This is a genomic window from Escherichia sp. E2661 (assembly GCF_004745185.1).
GTDB lineage: Bacteria > Pseudomonadota > Gammaproteobacteria > Enterobacterales > Enterobacteriaceae > Escherichia.
In genome coordinates this window covers 83305-99067 of the sequence record NZ_PDIG01000001.1, presented here as the reverse complement: position 1 = coordinate 99067, position 15763 = coordinate 83305, and the positions used below count along the sequence as shown (strand labels likewise).

The 15763-nt window shown below is 47.4% G+C and carries 16 protein-coding genes and 6 pseudogenes; 16 read left to right on the top strand and 6 right to left on the bottom strand.

Annotated elements, in window-relative coordinates:
• Positions 1-2: 2 nt before the first annotated feature.
• The 8 genes and pseudogenes from CRI63_RS00500 (at position 3) to CRI63_RS00465 (ending at position 6375) form a co-directional block, all read left to right on the top strand.
• Positions 3-1330 (top strand): annotated as a pseudogene (locus CRI63_RS00500) (DNA circularization N-terminal domain-containing protein).
• Positions 1327-2406, top strand: coding sequence for a phage baseplate assembly protein (locus tag CRI63_RS00495; RefSeq protein ID WP_135518159.1), 1080 nt, complete (start codon positions 1327-1329; stop codon positions 2404-2406). The pseudogene CRI63_RS00500 and the gene CRI63_RS00495 overlap by 4 nt, the downstream one beginning before the upstream one ends.
• Positions 2406-2954 carry a phage baseplate assembly protein V gene (locus CRI63_RS00490; RefSeq protein ID WP_135518156.1) on the top strand — a complete coding sequence of 183 codons (549 nt, stop codon included), beginning with the start codon at positions 2406-2408 and terminating at the stop codon, positions 2952-2954. The genes CRI63_RS00495 and CRI63_RS00490 overlap by 1 nt, the downstream gene beginning before the upstream one ends.
• Positions 2954-3379: a phage GP46 family protein gene (locus tag CRI63_RS00485; RefSeq protein ID WP_000424732.1), complete on the top strand. Its 426-nt coding sequence runs from the start codon at positions 2954-2956 to the stop codon at positions 3377-3379. The genes CRI63_RS00490 and CRI63_RS00485 overlap by 1 nt, the downstream gene beginning before the upstream one ends.
• A complete protein-coding gene (locus CRI63_RS00480; protein ID WP_135518154.1) occupies positions 3366-4424 on the top strand; it encodes a baseplate J/gp47 family protein in 1059 nt (352 codons plus the stop codon). The genes CRI63_RS00485 and CRI63_RS00480 overlap by 14 nt, the downstream gene beginning before the upstream one ends.
• Positions 4415-4999 carry a YmfQ family protein gene (locus CRI63_RS00475; RefSeq protein WP_046076242.1) on the top strand — a complete coding sequence of 195 codons (585 nt, stop codon included), beginning with the start codon at positions 4415-4417 and terminating at the stop codon, positions 4997-4999. Before CRI63_RS00480 ends, CRI63_RS00475 begins: the two co-directional genes overlap by 10 nt.
• Before the next feature lie 3 nt (positions 5000-5002).
• Positions 5003-5773, top strand: coding sequence for a tail fiber protein (locus CRI63_RS00470; protein WP_000554694.1), 771 nt, complete (start codon positions 5003-5005; stop codon positions 5771-5773).
• Positions 5773-6375: a tail fiber assembly protein gene (locus CRI63_RS00465; protein WP_135518152.1), complete on the top strand. Its 603-nt coding sequence runs from the start codon at positions 5773-5775 to the stop codon at positions 6373-6375. The genes CRI63_RS00470 and CRI63_RS00465 overlap by 1 nt, the downstream gene beginning before the upstream one ends.
• Here CRI63_RS00465 and CRI63_RS00460 read toward each other — a convergent pair.
• On the bottom strand, positions 6347-6790 hold the full coding sequence (locus tag CRI63_RS00460) for a tail fiber assembly protein (protein WP_001008234.1): 444 nt from the start codon (positions 6788-6790) through the stop codon (positions 6347-6349). The two genes, CRI63_RS00465 and CRI63_RS00460, sit on opposite strands and share 29 nt — an antisense overlap.
• Before the next feature lie 20 nt (positions 6791-6810).
• Positions 6811-7221, bottom strand: a complete 411-nt coding sequence (locus CRI63_RS00455) for a tail fiber protein (protein ID WP_001115549.1) — start codon at positions 7219-7221, stop codon at positions 6811-6813.
• 29 nt (positions 7222-7250) lie between these two features.
• Here CRI63_RS00455 and pinE point away from each other — a divergent pair.
• The 3 pseudogenes from pinE to CRI63_RS00440 form a co-directional block, all read left to right on the top strand.
• A pseudogene (gene pinE, locus CRI63_RS00450) lies at positions 7251-7805 on the top strand (site-specific DNA recombinase).
• 106 nt (positions 7806-7911) lie between these two features.
• Positions 7912-8744 (top strand): annotated as a pseudogene (gene mcrA / locus CRI63_RS00445) (5-methylcytosine-specific endonuclease McrA).
• Positions 8745-8974: 230 nt separating this feature from the next.
• Positions 8975-9142: pseudogene (locus tag CRI63_RS00440) on the top strand (isocitrate/isopropylmalate family dehydrogenase); the annotation flags it as partial.
• 188 nt (positions 9143-9330) lie between these two features.
• Here CRI63_RS00440 and CRI63_RS00435 read toward each other — a convergent pair.
• Positions 9331-9672 (bottom strand): DHCW motif cupin fold protein, encoded by a 342-nt coding sequence (locus CRI63_RS00435; protein WP_130205597.1) that lies wholly within the window; start codon positions 9670-9672, stop codon positions 9331-9333.
• Positions 9673-10003: 331 nt separating this feature from the next.
• Here CRI63_RS00435 and CRI63_RS00430 point away from each other — a divergent pair, with 331 nt between their 5' ends.
• Positions 10004-10720, top strand: coding sequence for a YebC/PmpR family DNA-binding transcriptional regulator (locus tag CRI63_RS00430; RefSeq protein WP_064528650.1), 717 nt, complete (start codon positions 10004-10006; stop codon positions 10718-10720).
• Between the two features lie 406 nt (positions 10721-11126).
• On the opposite strand, the pseudogene CRI63_RS00425 reads toward CRI63_RS00430, so the two are convergent.
• Positions 11127-11458, bottom strand: a pseudogene (locus tag CRI63_RS00425) (YkgJ family cysteine cluster protein).
• A gap of 454 nt (positions 11459-11912) precedes the next feature.
• Here CRI63_RS00425 and CRI63_RS00420 point away from each other — a divergent pair.
• The 4 genes and pseudogenes from CRI63_RS00420 to CRI63_RS00405 form a co-directional block, all read left to right on the top strand.
• Complete coding sequence (locus CRI63_RS00420) at positions 11913-12290, top strand: DUF302 domain-containing protein (RefSeq protein ID WP_130215945.1); 378 nt, start codon at positions 11913-11915, stop codon at positions 12288-12290.
• Positions 12291-12567: 277 nt separating this feature from the next.
• Positions 12568-14091 (top strand): cyclic diguanylate phosphodiesterase, encoded by a 1524-nt coding sequence (locus CRI63_RS00415; RefSeq protein WP_135518150.1) that lies wholly within the window; start codon positions 12568-12570, stop codon positions 14089-14091.
• Between the two features lie 130 nt (positions 14092-14221).
• On the top strand, positions 14222-14440 hold the full coding sequence (gene ymgF, locus CRI63_RS00410; RefSeq protein WP_135518148.1) for a cell division-associated protein YmgF: 219 nt from the start codon (positions 14222-14224) through the stop codon (positions 14438-14440).
• Between the two features lie 48 nt (positions 14441-14488).
• Positions 14489-14632, top strand: a pseudogene (locus CRI63_RS00405) (autotransporter outer membrane beta-barrel domain-containing protein); the annotation flags it as partial.
• A 57-nt stretch (positions 14633-14689) separates the two neighbouring features.
• On the opposite strand, the gene CRI63_RS00400 reads toward CRI63_RS00405, so the two are convergent.
• Both CRI63_RS00400 and CRI63_RS00395 read right to left on the bottom strand, forming a co-directional pair.
• On the bottom strand, positions 14690-14974 hold the full coding sequence (locus CRI63_RS00400) for a YmgD family protein (RefSeq protein WP_135383332.1): 285 nt from the start codon (positions 14972-14974) through the stop codon (positions 14690-14692).
• A 55-nt stretch (positions 14975-15029) separates the two neighbouring features.
• Positions 15030-15374, bottom strand: a complete 345-nt coding sequence (locus CRI63_RS00395) for a YMGG-like glycine zipper-containing protein (protein WP_064528662.1) — start codon at positions 15372-15374, stop codon at positions 15030-15032.
• Positions 15375-15763: the final 389 nt, after the last annotated feature.

Sequence of the window (15763 nt, the reverse complement as noted above, 5' to 3'; positions counted from 1 at the left end):
ATATGACGTGGAAAGACAGGCTTCAGGATGCGTCATTTCGCGGCGTACCGTTTAAAGTTGAAGAAGAAAGTGCGGGAACCGGTCGCCGTGTGGAAACACACGAATACCCGAACCGCGACAAGCCCTATACTGAAGATCTGGGAAAAGTCACTTTCCGCCCGTCCATCACGGCTTATGTGGTGGGAGATGACTGCTTTGACCAGCGCGATCGCCTGATTGATGCGCTGAATAAACCCGGTCCCGGCACGCTTGTCCATCCGACATACGGTGAGCTGAAAGTCTGTGTTGACGGGGAAGTTCGGGTCAGCACATCGAAAAGTGAAGGGCGTATTGTCCGCTTTGACCTGAAGTTTGTCGAAGCGGGAGAACTCTCTTACCCCACATCAGGTGCGGCGACGGCGCAGACGCTGATGTCATCCTGTTTTGCACTGGATGACTGCATCAGTGACAGCTTCAGCGGTTTCAGTATCGATGGCGTGGCGGATTTCGTGCAGAACGACGTTATCGGTAATGCCGGCACAATGCTGGGGTATGTTTCTGATGCGATGAAAGTGGTGGATTCTGCTGTATCGGATGCCGCCAGGCTGTTGCAGGGAGATATTTCGGTACTTCTGCCGCCGCCATCGTCAGGCAAAAATTTCGTTGAGCAGGTGCAGAAAATGTGGCGTACCGGGAAGCGCCTTTATGGTAACGCCAGCGACCTGGTCACCATGATCAAAACGCTTTCCGGTGTCAGCCTCGGCAGCGATCTGCAACCGCGCGGTGTCTGGAAAACGGACAGTAAAACCACCGCCACGGCAACGCAGCAGCGTAACGTGGTTGCCAGCACCCTTCGTACGACCGCAATCAGCGAAGCGGCGTATGCCGTCACCCGGCTGCCTGCACCAACAACTTCCGCAGTGATGCAGAATTCCGCAGTGGGGCAGTCAACAACACCCGCGCAGAGCACCGGCTGGCCTTCCGTCACGCATCCGGCACTGAACAATGCACCGGCGGTGAAAAACACGGTTGACCTGCCAACGTGGGAAGAACTGACCGACATTCGCGACACACTGAATACGGCAATTGAGAAGGAGTTGTCCCGTACAACCAGTGATGCGCTGTTTCTGGCGCTGCGCCGGGTGAAAGCAGATCTGAATGCGGATATCAACACGCGCTTGAACAGTCTGCACGGATCATTCAGCGCACACCGGATGAGGTTTTACCCGCGCTGGTGCTGGCGGCGACCTGGTTTGATAACGCGGCGCGTGACGCGGACATTATCCGGCGTAATGCCATTACGCATCCCGGCTTTGTGCCGGTGATCCCTCTGAAGGTGCCAGTGCAATGAACGATAACGTCACGCTACGGGTAAATGGCCGGGAGTGGAATGGCTGGACATCGGTGCGCATCGGTGCCGGTATTGAACGGCTGGCGCGGGATTTCAGTGTGGAGATCACCCGCCAGTGGCCGGGAGATGAGGGTATCACCACGCTTCAGCCGCGCATTAAAAACGGTTCAAAAGTGGAAGTGCTGATTGGTGATGAGCTGGTGATCACCGGCTGGGTGGAGGCGACTCCCGTTCGTTACGATGCCCGTTCGATCAGCACCGGTATTGCCGGACGCAGTCTGACCGCTGACCTGATTGACTGTGCAGCCGAACCGACACAGTTTAACGGACGATCGCTGGTACAGATTGCGCAGGCGCTTGCAGCGCCTTTCGGCATTGAGGTGGTGAACAGCGGCGCGCCGTCGGGTGTTATTCCTGATGTCCAGCCTGATCACGGCGAAACGGTGATTGAGGTGATCAACAAAATACTCGGTCAGCAGCAGGCACTGGCTTACGACGACCCGCACGGCAGGCTGGTGATTGGCGGTATTGGCTCAACGCGGGCACATACCGCGCTGGTACTCGGGGAAAACATCCTTTCCTGCGATACGGAGAAGAGTATCCGGGAGCGGTTTTCAGTTTACCAGGTGGCGGGGCAGCGTGCCGGAAACGACGATGATTTCGGTGAGGCCACCACCACCGCGCTGCGGGCCCGCACAGGGGACGCATTTATTGCCCGTTACCGTCCGATGTATATCAGGCAGACAGGGCAGGCCACGGGGGCAGGCTGTATTGCGCGTGCTGACTTTGAAGCCCGACAACGGGCGGCGCGGACGGATGAAACCACCTATGTGGTGCAGGGCTGGCGACAGGGTAACGGTACGCTGTGGCAGCCCAACCAGCGGGTGATTGTCTTTGATCCGGTCTGTGGTTTCGACAATACCGAACTGCTTGTTTCGGAAGTCACGTTTACTCAGGACCAGAACGGCACCCTGACGGAAATCCGTGTCGGCCCGCCTGATGCTTATCTGCCTGAACCCGAAGATCCCGGCGCGCAAAAAAAGAAAAAAGCCAGAGTACAGGAGGACCCGTTCTGATGAGGGCGATTGAAACCATACAGCGACAACTCCTCGGGCTGATTGGGCGGGCCGTGGTGAAAAGCATCAGTGCCGCCACGAAATGTCAGACCGTGGATGTGTCCCTGATTGCCGGTGAACCCAAAGCCGGGGTTGAACATCTTGAACCTTACGGTTTTACCGCAAGGGCAAACAGCGGTGCGGAAGCGGTGGTGTTGTTTCCGGATGGTGACCGTTCTCATGCGGTGGTTGTTACGGTGTCGGATCGGCGTTACCGCCTGAAAGGGCTGCAGACGGGTGAGGTGGCTGTCTATGACGATCAGGGGCAGTCCGTGACGCTGACCCGGGAGGGGATCGTGGTGGACGGTGCAGGTAAAACGATCACGTTTCGCAATGCACCTGAAGCACGTTTTGAAATGGACCTGGAAGTGACAGGACAGGTGAAAGACCTGTGCGACTCCGGCGGCACCACCATGTCAGCGATGCGGCTTGCCTATAACGGGCATTGTCACAGAGAGAACGGTCAGGGCAGTAACACCGACAAACCTGATAAAGCGATGGAGGCATGATGGAACTGTGGCTGACGGTGAACGGTAAACGCACCTGCGCCAGCGCACCGCTGGATCCGCTGACCCGCGCCGTGGTGATTTCCCTGTTTACCTGGCGGCGGGCGGAGCCTGATGACAACGCCGATGTCCCGATGGGATGGTGGGGGGATACCTGGCCTGCGGTACAGAATGACCGTTACGGCTCCCGACTGTGGCTGCTTCAGCGCAGCAAACTGACCAATCAGCTGGTGCAGACGGTAAGGGGGTATATCCGCGAATGCCTGCAATGGATGATTGATGACGGCGTGGTGTCCCGTATTGATCTGGATATCCGCCGCACCGGGATTAATGAACTGGGTAACAGTATCACTCTCTGGCGTCGTGACGGACCGGTAATGATTTCTTTTGATGATCTGTGGAGTGCGATAACGCATGGCGGACAGTGAATTTCAGCGCCCGACGCTGGCAGAAAATATCAGTATGCTCCGTAACGATTTATTCGCCAGGCTGGACGTCAGCGACACGCTCCGGCGCATGGATGAAGACGTGCGGGCAAAGGTGTATGCGGCGGCGCTGCATACGGTTTACGGTTACATCGATTATCTGGCAATGAACATGCTGCCTGACCTGTGCGATGAGTCCTGGCTGGCGCGACATGCTGCGATGAAACGGTGTCCGCGCAAGGGGGCCACGGCTGCCAGCGGGTATATGCGCTGGGAAGGTGTCAGCGATGACCTGAAGGTGACCGCCGGGAGTGTTATTCAGCGCGATGACCTGGTGCAGTACACGACAACTGACGATGCAACCAGCTCCGGTGGTGTCCTGCGCGTGCCGATCGCCTGCTCAAGTGCAGGTGCGGTCGGTAACGCTGACGACGGTACGGCATTAATCCTGGTCACGCCGGTGAATGGTCTGCCGTCTTCCGGTGTGGCTGACACCCTTACAGGCGGATTTGATACTGAAGAGCTGGAAACGTGGCGCGCCCGCGTCATTGAGCGGTATTACTGGACGCCTCAGGGCGGGGCTGACGGGGACTATGTCGTCTGGGCTAAAGAAGTGCCCGGCATTACCCGCGCATGGACATACCGTCACTGGATGGGAACGGGAACTGTCGGTGTGATGATTGCCAGCAGTGACCTAATTAATCCCATTCCGGAAGAATCAACGGAAACGGCAGCAAGACAACATATCGGGCCACTGGCCCCGGTGGCAGGCTCTGATTTGTATGTATTCAGGCCGGTGGCACATACGGTGGATTTTCATATCCGCGTGACGCCGGACACACCAGAAATACGGGCTGCCATTACCGCGGAGTTGCGTTCGTTCCTGCTGCGTGATGGTTATCCGCAGGGAGAACTGAAGGTGTCACGTATCAGTGAAGCGATTTCCGGTGCGAACGGGGAATACAGCCATCAGTTGCTTGCACCGGCGGACAATATCTCCATTGCAAAAAATGAACTGGCGGTACTGGGGACGATTTCATGGACGTGACAAACGATGATTACATCCGTCTGTTGTCGGCACTGTTGCCACCCGGTCCGGCGTGGTCAGCCAGAGATCCGGCGATTGCCGGTGCGGCACCGTCATTAACCCGCGTTCATCAGCGTGCGGATGCCCTGATGCGGGAGCTGGATCCGCGCACCACCACTGAACTGATAAATCGCTGGGAGCGTCTGTGCGGTCTGCCGGATGAATGTATTCCGGCGGGAACGCAGACCCTTCGCCAGCGTCAGCAACGGCTGGATGCGAAGGTTAACCTGGCGGGCGGCATCAACGAGAATTTTTATCTTGCACAGCTTGCTGCCCTGGGCAGACCAGACGCCACCATCACGCGATACGACAAAAGCACGTTCACCTGCTCATCGGCCTGTACTGACGCGGTGAATGCGCCGGAATGGCGGTATTACTGGCAGGTCAACATGCCAGCCGCCACAAACACCACCTGGATGACATGTGGCGATCCCTGTGATTCCGCGCTGCGTATCTGGGGCGACACCGTTGTCGAATGTGTGCTTAACAAACTCTGCCCTTCGCATACCTACGTAATTTTTAAATATCCGGAGTAATCCATGCATCGTATAGACACGAAAACCGCGCAGAAGGATAAGTTCGGCGCGGGTAAGAACGGTTTTACCCGTGGTAACCCCCAGACCGGCACACCTGCCACCGATCTGGATGATGACTACTTTGACATGTTGCAGGAAGAACTCTGCAGCGTGGTGGAGGCATCCGGTGCCAGCCTGGAGAAGGGGCGGCATGACCAGCTGCTTACCGCGCTTCGTGCGTTGCTGTTAAGCCGCAAGAATCCGTTTGGCGATATCAAATCGGATGGCACGGTGAAAACGGCTCTCGAAAACCTTGGTTTGGGAGAAGGCTCTGCATTACCTGTTGGTGTGCCTGTTCCATGGCCTTCAGTCACACCGCCAACAGGCTGGCTGAAATGCAACGGTGCGGCATTTTCTGCTGAAGAATACCCGGAACTGGCAAAGGCTTATCCAACAAATAAATTACCTGATTTACGCGGTGAGTTTATTCGTGGCTGGGATGACGGGCGCGGTATTGATGCAGGACGTGTTTTATTGAGTATTCAGGCCGGAATGCTGGAAAAGCACCGTCATTTTGTTGTAGCTAACGATGGGCATGATTCAAAAGAGGAATGGGAGCTGGCAACAATCTTCCGAAATACATATACACAGGGCAAGGGGCTGGATGCTACCAGTGCAGGCGGAACTCTGATCCCATCACCGACACTTCATTCACGAGGGAGTATCGGTAATACTGGCGGGAGTGAAACCCGTCCACGAAATATTGCATTTAACTATATCGTGAGGGCTGCATAATGGATAACGCCGTATTAAATAGAGAGCTTATTACTACGAAGGCGGGGAATATTACCGTCTATAACTATGATGGTGAGACGCGGGAATATATTTCTGCATCAACTGAATATCTTGCAGTGGGTGTCGGTATTCCAGCATATTCCTGTTTAGACGCTCCTGGTACATCTAAGGCTGGTTATACAATTTGCCGTTCTGTGGATTTAAAATCATGGGAATATGTGTCAGACCATCGCGGTGAAATCGTCTATAACACCGAAACGGGAGATGCCAAAGAAATCACAGCACTAGGCGACTATCCCGAAAATACAACCACTATCGCCCCGTTAACGCCATACGATAAATGGGATGGTGAAAAATGGGTGACAGATACTGAGGCACAACACGGTGCCGCAGTAGAAGCGGCAGAAGCACAGCGCCAGTCACTGATTGATGCAGCAATGGCTTCCATCAGTCTGATTCAACTGAAATTGCAGGCCGGACGTAAACTGACGCAGGCAGAAACAACCAGACTTAACGCTGTGCTGGATTACATTGACGCGGTGACGGCAACAGATACCAGCACCGCGCCGGATGTCATCTGGCCTGAACTGCCGGAGGCGTAGGCCATTCAATATCTGGCGCACTGGAGGTATCAACCAGCTCCAGTGCATCCAGATAATCCAGCCACAAATTATATTGCGCCAGTTCCTCACCTTTCAGACGACCAATAGCGGCTTTACCGGGCCATTGCTTACTGTTCATGTATTCGTTGGCCTGGTTAATTAGTAGCTGTCTTTCTGATTCAGTAATTTCAATAAGCTCTTCATGCGTGGGTGGAGGAATATCTGCCCACGCAGGCAGCCCATCATCTCCGGCAATACGGATTTTTCCTTGTGGCGGTTCAGCCATAAACTCACTGATAATATTTTGATTTACTTCCTTAGCGTCTGATAAATCCCATCCCTCTGATTTATATTTATCAATCATATCCACAGGGAAAAAAGCATTATGCCTTGCGCTATAAACATATTCGTTCATATAAATCACCCTGAATAAAATTACTCACCAACAGCCCACCAACTGTAATTCATCGATACCGTGTCGCTGGTTGATGACGTTCTGTAAGCAGAATTAAAGCCGGTTAACGTTGGGCCTTCTGCAGTCATCACGAACCCTCGCCCAGCGCCTAAAGGCGCACCGCCATCACCAGAATGAGTAAGCATGGCGCAGTCCGCTTTTTTGGGGAAAGGGATGCTGAATGTAATTCTCATTGTTTGCGTCGATAATGTCGGCGTAACCGCACCACGACCATATTGCAGGATTTTCCCGTTGGGTAATTTCATCCATCCATCACCACTGGCAAAAGAGGCCATGTCCGGTATCTGATTTTCCCCTGTCCCCACATCCCGTTTTGCCGCTTCTCCCAAACCAACGTTTATGAAAATGCAGAAATAACGAGCAAATGGCATCATTCCTGCTTTTGTCAGGGGGATCTACCATGCTTATTGGCTATGTACGCGTATCAACAAATGACCAGAACACAGATCTACAACGTAATGCGCTGAACTGTGCAGGATGCGAGCTGATTTTTGAAGACAAGATAAGCGGTACAAAGTCCGAAAGGCCGGGACTGAAAAAACTGCTCAGGACATTATCGGCAGGTGACACGCTGGTGGTCTGGAAACTGGACCGGCTGGGGCGCAGTATGCGGCATCTTGTCGTGCTGGTGGAGGAGTTGCGCGAACGAGGCATCAACTTTCGTAGTCTGACGGATTCAATTGATACCAGTACCCCAATGGGGCGCTTTTTCTTTCATGTGATGGGTGCCCTGGCTGAAATGGAGCGTGAACTGATTGTGGAAAGAACAAAAGCTGGACTGGAAGCTGCTCGCGCACAGGGACGAATTGGTGGACGTCGTCCCAAACTTACACCATAACAATGGGAACAGGCCGGACGATTAATTGCATCAGGAGTTCCTCGCCAGAAGGTGGCGATTATCTATGATGTTGGTGTGTCAACTTTGTATAAGAGGTTTCCTGCAGGGGATAAATAAAGTTAAAGACACTTTGTGTACAAAAGAAAGTAAAACAACAGCAACTTGTTGCAATTTTATCAATAAAAGTAGTATTGTCGTGAAAAATTGATTAAAGATTAATATTATGCATGTTTTTGATAATAATGGAATTGAACTGAAAGCTGAGTGTTCGATAGGTGAAGAGGATGGTGTTTATGGTCTAATCCTTGAGTCGTGGGGGCCGGGTGACAGAAACAAAGATTACAATATCGCTCTTGATTATATCATTGAACGGTTGGTTGATTCTGGTGTATCCCAAGTCGTAGTATATCTGGCGTCATCATCAGTCAGAAAACATATGCATTCTTTGGATGAAAGAAAAATCCATCCTGGTGAATATTTTACTTTGATTGGTAATAGCCCCCGCGATATACGCTTGAAGATGTGTGGTTATCAGGCTTATTTTAGTCGTACGGGGAGAAAGGAAATTCCTTCCGGCAATAGAACGAAACGAATATTGATAAATGTTCCAGGTATTTATAGTGACAGTTTTTGGGCGTCTATAATACGTGGAGAACTATCAGAGCTTTCACAGCCTACAGATGATGAATCGCTTCTGAATATGAGGGTTAGTAAATTAATTAAGAAAACGTTGAGTCAACCCGAGGCTCCAGGAAACCAGTTGAGGTAGAAAGACTACAAAAAGTTTATGTCCGAGACCCGATGGTAAAAGCTTGGATTTTACAGCAAAGTAAAGGTATATGTGAAAACTGTGGTAAAAATGCTCCGTTTTATTTAAATGATGGAAACCCATATTTGGAAGTGCATCATGTAATTCCCCTGTCTTCAGGTGGTGCTGATACAACAGATAACTGTGTTGCCCTTTGTCCGAATTGCCATAGAGAATTGCACTATAGTAAAAATGTAAAAGAACTAATCGAGATGCTTTACGTTAATATAAACCGATTACAGAAATAAAATTGTTTATTAAAGTCACATTTAAGACGTAATACCCTACAGGGTAAAAATTTTCTCTGATCTTAACTTCTGCAAATGTTAACTGCTATTTTTATGCTAAAAATGGTTATCAAAACTCAAAAACACATGTTTATAATCAATGAGTTATAGAAATGCTAAGAGCTAATGAGTTATATGCAAATTAGTAAAATTATGTTGCTATGTCAAATAGTTACGATTTAGTCATCTAACTAATGCTGCGCCATATGGGCTGGACTGAAGCCGCAGACCTGATTGTTAAAGGTATGGAAGGCGCAATCAACGCGAAGACCGTAACCTATGACTTCGAACGTCTGATGGAAGGCGCTAAGCTGCTGAAATGTTCAGAGTTTGGTGATGCGATCATCAAGAACATGTAATTCGGTAATTTATTAAATCCTTTAACGGGAGCGTAACGCTCCCGTTATTTTTGTCAGGATGCTAACGGTTATCAAAATAAGTTATCAAAATCCCCAGGTAGTTGGGGGATGGTCAGATGGTTGTTCTACTGCCAGGTTCCAATTCTGTGCCAGAATCGGACGTCGCAATCGCAACAACGACGAATCCGTTAGTCCACAATAAAGAGTTTTGCTCCTGTCTCCGTTCTGGACTGATGTGGCTCTGCGTTATCACCAACCTGATAACTCATTCCCGCAGTTAAAGTGAATTTGCGGCCATCTGCGAGCAGTGTTTCGAGTTCTCCCTCCAAGCATAAAAGGATATGACCTTTACTGCACCAATGATCCGCCAGGTAACCTGGGGTATATTCAACCATTCGCACACGGATTTGGTTCGGCTTGTGACCAAAAAATTGTGTGCGCCAGTAGGCCATACCTGTTTCCCCGGGATGTTCTGTTTTTTCGACTTCACCCCAGTTGGTGGTGCCAAAAGCAAATGCTTCGATATTCATTTTATGGCCTTTCGTTGTTAAGAAAGAGTGCTTGAGCTCAGGTTGGAATGAATTAACATTAACATAAGAAAAAATAATTTATATATCAACACATTATTTTTGCCTTAGGTATTATTATAGCGTTTCAATTATTAAGAGCAAAAAACTAAAACTAAATCCGAAAAATAATCTGGTAACATTTTAAAATAATGAAAAATTAAAAGTGCCGCTATACATTTATCTTATTTCTAATTCTCATAGACGAAATTTCCCATGTTATGATATAATATGACGAAAATCGCAGGTTATCAACCTGTTATTGATGTAAATAAATTTCGAGGAGATTATTCCAGTGGGACGTAAATGGGCCAATATCGTAGCTAAAAAAACGGCTAAAGACGGGGCAACGTCTAAAGTATATGCAAAATTCGGTGTGGAAATCTATGCTGCGGCTAAACAAGGTGAACCAGACCCAGAATTAAACACTTCTTTAAAGTTTGTTATTGAACGCGCGAAGCAGGCGCAAGTTCCAAAACACGTTATTGATAAAGCTATTGATAAAGCCAAAGGTGGCGGAGACGAAACGTTCGTACAAGGACGTTATGAAGGCTTTGGACCCAATGGTTCAATGATTATCGCTGAAACGTTGACTTCAAACGTTAACCGTACGATTGCTAACGTTCGTACAATTTTCAATAAAAAAGGCGGGAATATCGGAGCAGCTGGTTCTGTCAGCTATATGTTTGACAATACTGGCGTGATTGTATTTGAAGGAACTGACCCTGACCGTATTTTTGAAATTTTGCTTGAAGCTGAAGTGGATGTCCGTGATGTGACCGAAGAAGAAGGAAACATCGTTATTTATACTGAGCCTACAGACCTTCACAAAGGAATTGCAGCTCTAAAAGCAGCTGGAATTACTGAGTTCTCAACAACAGAATTAGAAATGATTGCTCAATCAGAAGTTGAGCTTTCACCAGAAGATTTAGAAATCTTTGAAGGACTTATTGATGCCCTCGAAGATGACGACGATGTTCAAAAAGTATATCATAACGTTGCAAATCTCTAATTATAAATAAAAGAAATCTGTCTTTATGGCAGATTTCTTATTCTTAAAGAATGTTAAAAAACATATAAAAAAGACTCTCATCTAAAAAATAAGACTAATCGAAATTACTGATTGTAACTATCTCATGATTAACGGCAAAGGATCATCCGATGGGTGGTAATTGCGCGAAAAACGTAATGGTTTACAGTCGAAATATCAGAATGTAATGCCTGTTAATTGTTACGTAAAATATCAAGAATGATCATCAAGAACTGAATTTTTAAAATGGCAGTTTTCACCAAAATGTTGCCCGGTACCAGGAACATATGGCATTGTATTCTTGATACTCGGGCAATGGGCATGTTACATCAGAATATAATCATGGATACGCAGTTTTATAGCGCCCATTAAAAATGAAAAGTGCTTTTTAAATTGGAGGCAGCCCATATTTTGCGCGGGCGCGATTACATGCCTCATTAATCTTCCCATCCTCGCCAGACATGGCGAATTCTCGACATGTCGATGAGCGATTCTTGTATATGGTGCAACATGCGTTTTTTTCCAGGCGTTCCTGCCAGGGCAACACAACGTGGATCCTTCTGGTTAGTACCGCTCATACATCGATGGTAAGGGGATATTTGCTCAGTAAGATGAGCCGGGATAGTGCCGCCTGCATCATCTGCTTCGGCCCAGTAAAAAAGAGACGCGGAAAAATGCACAACAGGCACCACACGCCAGGCATGGATTCAGATTGCTCATAATTCACCAGTACTACTATATACATCACAATACATCATAACAAAAAATGCAGACACGCCCTGTAAAGATGCGTGTCTGTGACCGGCTGGCGAATTTTCTATAGTCAACTACTGAATGATCACCAGCTGTTATTAATTTTACATATCCACTGAGATATAACCAGACAGTCAAAATATAAACAAAGTAAATTAATCTTTACAATTTGTAACTGCAGAGTTTCGGAAGGGAGTGCTTTATGGAATCAGAGTCTACATTATCTTGTTACCATAGGGTGATTTTATAAACATAGTGGATATTGCGATTGTTTTAATTCTGGTTGATTAAAGGGACTCATCAGAAAATGTTATTTCTCTGATGTTCAAAAATATGAGCAAGCTCAGGTTATAATATTTTGTATTTATATTACGGTTGTCTCATCGTTCACATTGATTATTGTGTTAATGGTAAAAACGTTATGATTCAATTCAATAGTGCATTTGACTTCGAACATACCAGAACACGTCTTCTTAAGGCGGTATCAGATAATGGTCTGGTTTTATTTGGCGAGTTTGACCACGCAAAAGCTGCCCGTAATGCAGGGCTTGTAATGCCGCCAACTACTGTTCTGGTATTTGGTAATCCTGAAAAGGGAACGCCTTTGATGTTGGAACATCCAGACCTCGCTCTGGATTTACCTTTCAGGGTACTCCTTCGCCAGTTACCCGGAGGTCAGGTCAACGTTAGATTTCACTCGGCAGAAGAATTGAAATGTTATGGACTTGACTCAACGGCGATACAAACGTTGAAAAAGCTGGAATTGCTGGTACAGAAATACATTCAACCTATTGATTAACATATGCATAAAGGCGAAAGTTAAAGCGAAACAGAAACGTGCTCAACCTGTATTTTTGTTCCCGAATTATTACCCCATGCCTCTTCTCTGCTTAAAGACCCATTGATCAGCGCGAACATTAGTTTTTCATCAGTCATTGAAAGACTTGCGGCATGTTGGGCAAAATTTCATCTGATGCGTGGATATTTCTGATTCTCTCGACCATGCTCTCTGTAGACGCCAGATTGAGCGAATGAATGTCAACCCCCTCTATTAACCTGTTGTCAGGGACACGCAGATGCGCAATACACTTATCCCTATACTCGCTGCGGTTTGCCTGTTTATTACCGGCGTCTCTATTTTGAACATCCAGCTCTGGTATTCCGCAAAAGCGGAGAGCCTGGCAGGGGCGAGATATGCCACAAACAATATCAATTATATACTTGAGGAAGCGTCACAGGCGACTCAAACGGCACAGGAAATAGCCAGAAAAGGGTGTGATCTGGATGAACAATATCAACTAGGTACAGAGGCAGCGCTCAAGCCACATCTGCGTACGATCATCATTCTCAAACAAGATGCGGTCTGGTGTACTTCACTGCCGGGGAACCGCGTATTGCTATCACGTATACCCGTGATTCCTGAAAGCAATTTACTGCTAGCTCCGGCAATCGATACTGTTAATAAAATGCCCATTTTGCTTTATCAGAATCAGTTCGCTGATACCCGAGTTTTGGTGACTATTAGCGATCAACATATTCGTGGCGCGCTCAATGTGCCGTTGAAGGGGGCGAAATATACTTTACTCGTTGGCGGTAGCATTATTGGCCCGTCGGGAGATGTGACAGCTCTCAATGGTAAAAATCATTTTTCTGGGCGAGTCAGTTCCACAAAATATCATTTCAGTATTATTTATAACCAGCCGCCTCTATTTAGCTTTAGCAGACTTATCGATAAAGGTCTGGGGATTTTGATATTCATTTTGTTAATTTCCTGCGCCGTTGCCTTTCTGCTTGATAAATATTTCAACAAAAGCGCGACACCGGAAGAGATCCTGCGGCGGGCAATACATAACGGTGAAATTGTGCCTTTTTATCAACCAGTGGTAAATGGGCGGGAAGGGACGTTACGCGGCGTGGAAGTCCTTGCCCGCTGGAAACACCCTCGGGGAGGATATATCTCTCCTGCGGCTTTCATTCCTCTTGCCGAAAAATCAGGGTTGATAGTTCCGCTCACCCAAAGTTTGATGAGCCAGGTCGCCAAACAAATGAATGCGATCGAAAGTAAACTGCCAGAAGGTTTTCATGTTGGGATAAATTTCAGCGCCTCGCATATTATTTCGCCGACATTTGTTGAAGAATGCCTGAAATACAAGGGCAGCTTCACGCGCCGTGATTTGAATCTCGTGCTTGAAGTCACTGAGCGTGAGCCTTTGCATGTTGATGAAAGTCTGGTCCAGCGACTAAACATTTTGCATGAAAATGGTTTTGTCATCGCACTGGATGATTTTGGTACTGGATACTCGGGGCTTTCTTATCTCCATGATCTACATATTGATTATATTAAGATTGATCACAGCTTCGTCGGGCGGGTCAACGCAGATCCAGATTCCACCCGGATCCTGGACTGCGTGCTGGATCTGGCGCGCAAACTTTCTATCAGTATTGTCGCTGAAGGTGTTGAGACGAAGGAGCAGCTCGATTACCTGAACCAAAACAACATCACGTTCCAACAGGGATACTATTTCTATAAACCGGTGACATATATTGAGCTGGTCAAAATTATTCTCTCAAAACCGAAGGTGAAAGTGGTGGTTGAGTGAAAAATGATCGCTTGAGCGTGAGGTGACGTAATTATAGACAGCTAATTAGCTCGTTTCGTCTTGTTACTATTGTTCATTATTTTGTTTGCTATAATTGTCTGAAATTTTTGACAGGATTACCATCAGTAGCATGAACAAGAGTAATAATCTGGATTATTTTACTTTATATATCATTTTCTCCATTGCATTTATGCTAATCACTTTCCTGGTTATCTTTTTTGCCAAACCCAGCACCTGGTTGGGAGAAGTGCTTGTTACTATAAATTTGCTAAATGCGTTGGTTTGGTTGGCGATCAATGTGGTTAATCGGTTAAGAGGAAAACTCGTTAGCCATAGGGATCAGCCTTAATCCTTCTGTTATCACTGTCAGAAAACGGCTAAATGAGTTGCTGGCAGTGCGCGTAATCTGGGGGAAATTAAACCTGGCGTAAATGGCAATCTGAATCCAGCGGCCAGCGTCTGGGGAAATGTTGGCGTTCAACTCGGTGATAATGGCTACAATGACACCGCAGTGATGGTGGGATTTAAATATAAGTTCTGATTCCTTCGCCTGCTAAAAAAACGCGCCGAATCAATCGGCGCGGTACTACATTAATGATTATTTTTTGCCAATGGCACGCATGGTGTCATCAATGGCGGTAATTAACAGCATTTGCGGATCTTTAGCACAAACCTGGTTCAGTTTTTCTACCACTTTGGCACTGAGTTCCGGAGATTGCTCGATTTTTAAATCACGGCTCGTAACGCTGGCGTTACCCATTACAGCCACAATTTCTGCAACCTGTGCGCTGTCAGTTTTTGCCATTTCGTTGGCTTCAGCACAAGTAATATAGGTTTCTGCCGGCAAACCGTTCTTAATATTGTAGTCCTGCGCCCAGCTCATTGGTGCGAAAACAAACAGACCAGCCAGTAATGCAAATTTTTTTCATCATCATTCCTTATTTCATTTTACCCAGAATGGCACCACCTGTGCCGCCAATTACAGCACCTTTAATCGCGCCTTCCAGACCATTGCCGGTCAACACGCCAGTGACTGCACCAACGGCAGCACCCACTTTCGCACCTTTGCGGGCATTTTTGCCGTCACGACCTTTTTCAGTTACTGCACCAACACCAGCGCCCACAGCAGCGCCTTTCAGCACACCATTAACGCCATTGCCAGTCAGTAAACCTACGCCTGCACCTAACAGCGCACCTTTCGTGGTGCGATTCATGTCCGCCATTGCTGGTGCGGAGCAGAACAATGCTGAGATAAGCCCGAAGGCGAGTATTTTTTTCTTCAACTTAGATGTCCGGTATTAAGTAAGTTGCACACACAATAATTTCGTCTTTAATTAATATTCACTTAACTAAAGAACGCTCGCTATTATTCAGATAATTCAAAATGAGCGCGAATGGTATAATAGTAATTGTGTTTTATGCTTGAATGGGAATAATCTTAAATAAGGATTAACTCATTGATTTGAAATATTTTCTTCAAGAAATGTCATCAGGTGTTAACATGGTATTGTAAAGGTTAGGCGATCTGAAATATCAATATTGTTGTGTGATTTAAATGTAAAAAATATTTATCAAAAAAGGCAAGGTAAGTAATTTCGCTCTGGTGGCAATAGTGTGAATCAGCGGGGATTTGAGCTGACAATAGAAGGGGAGAACAAAATTTAGACCAAAT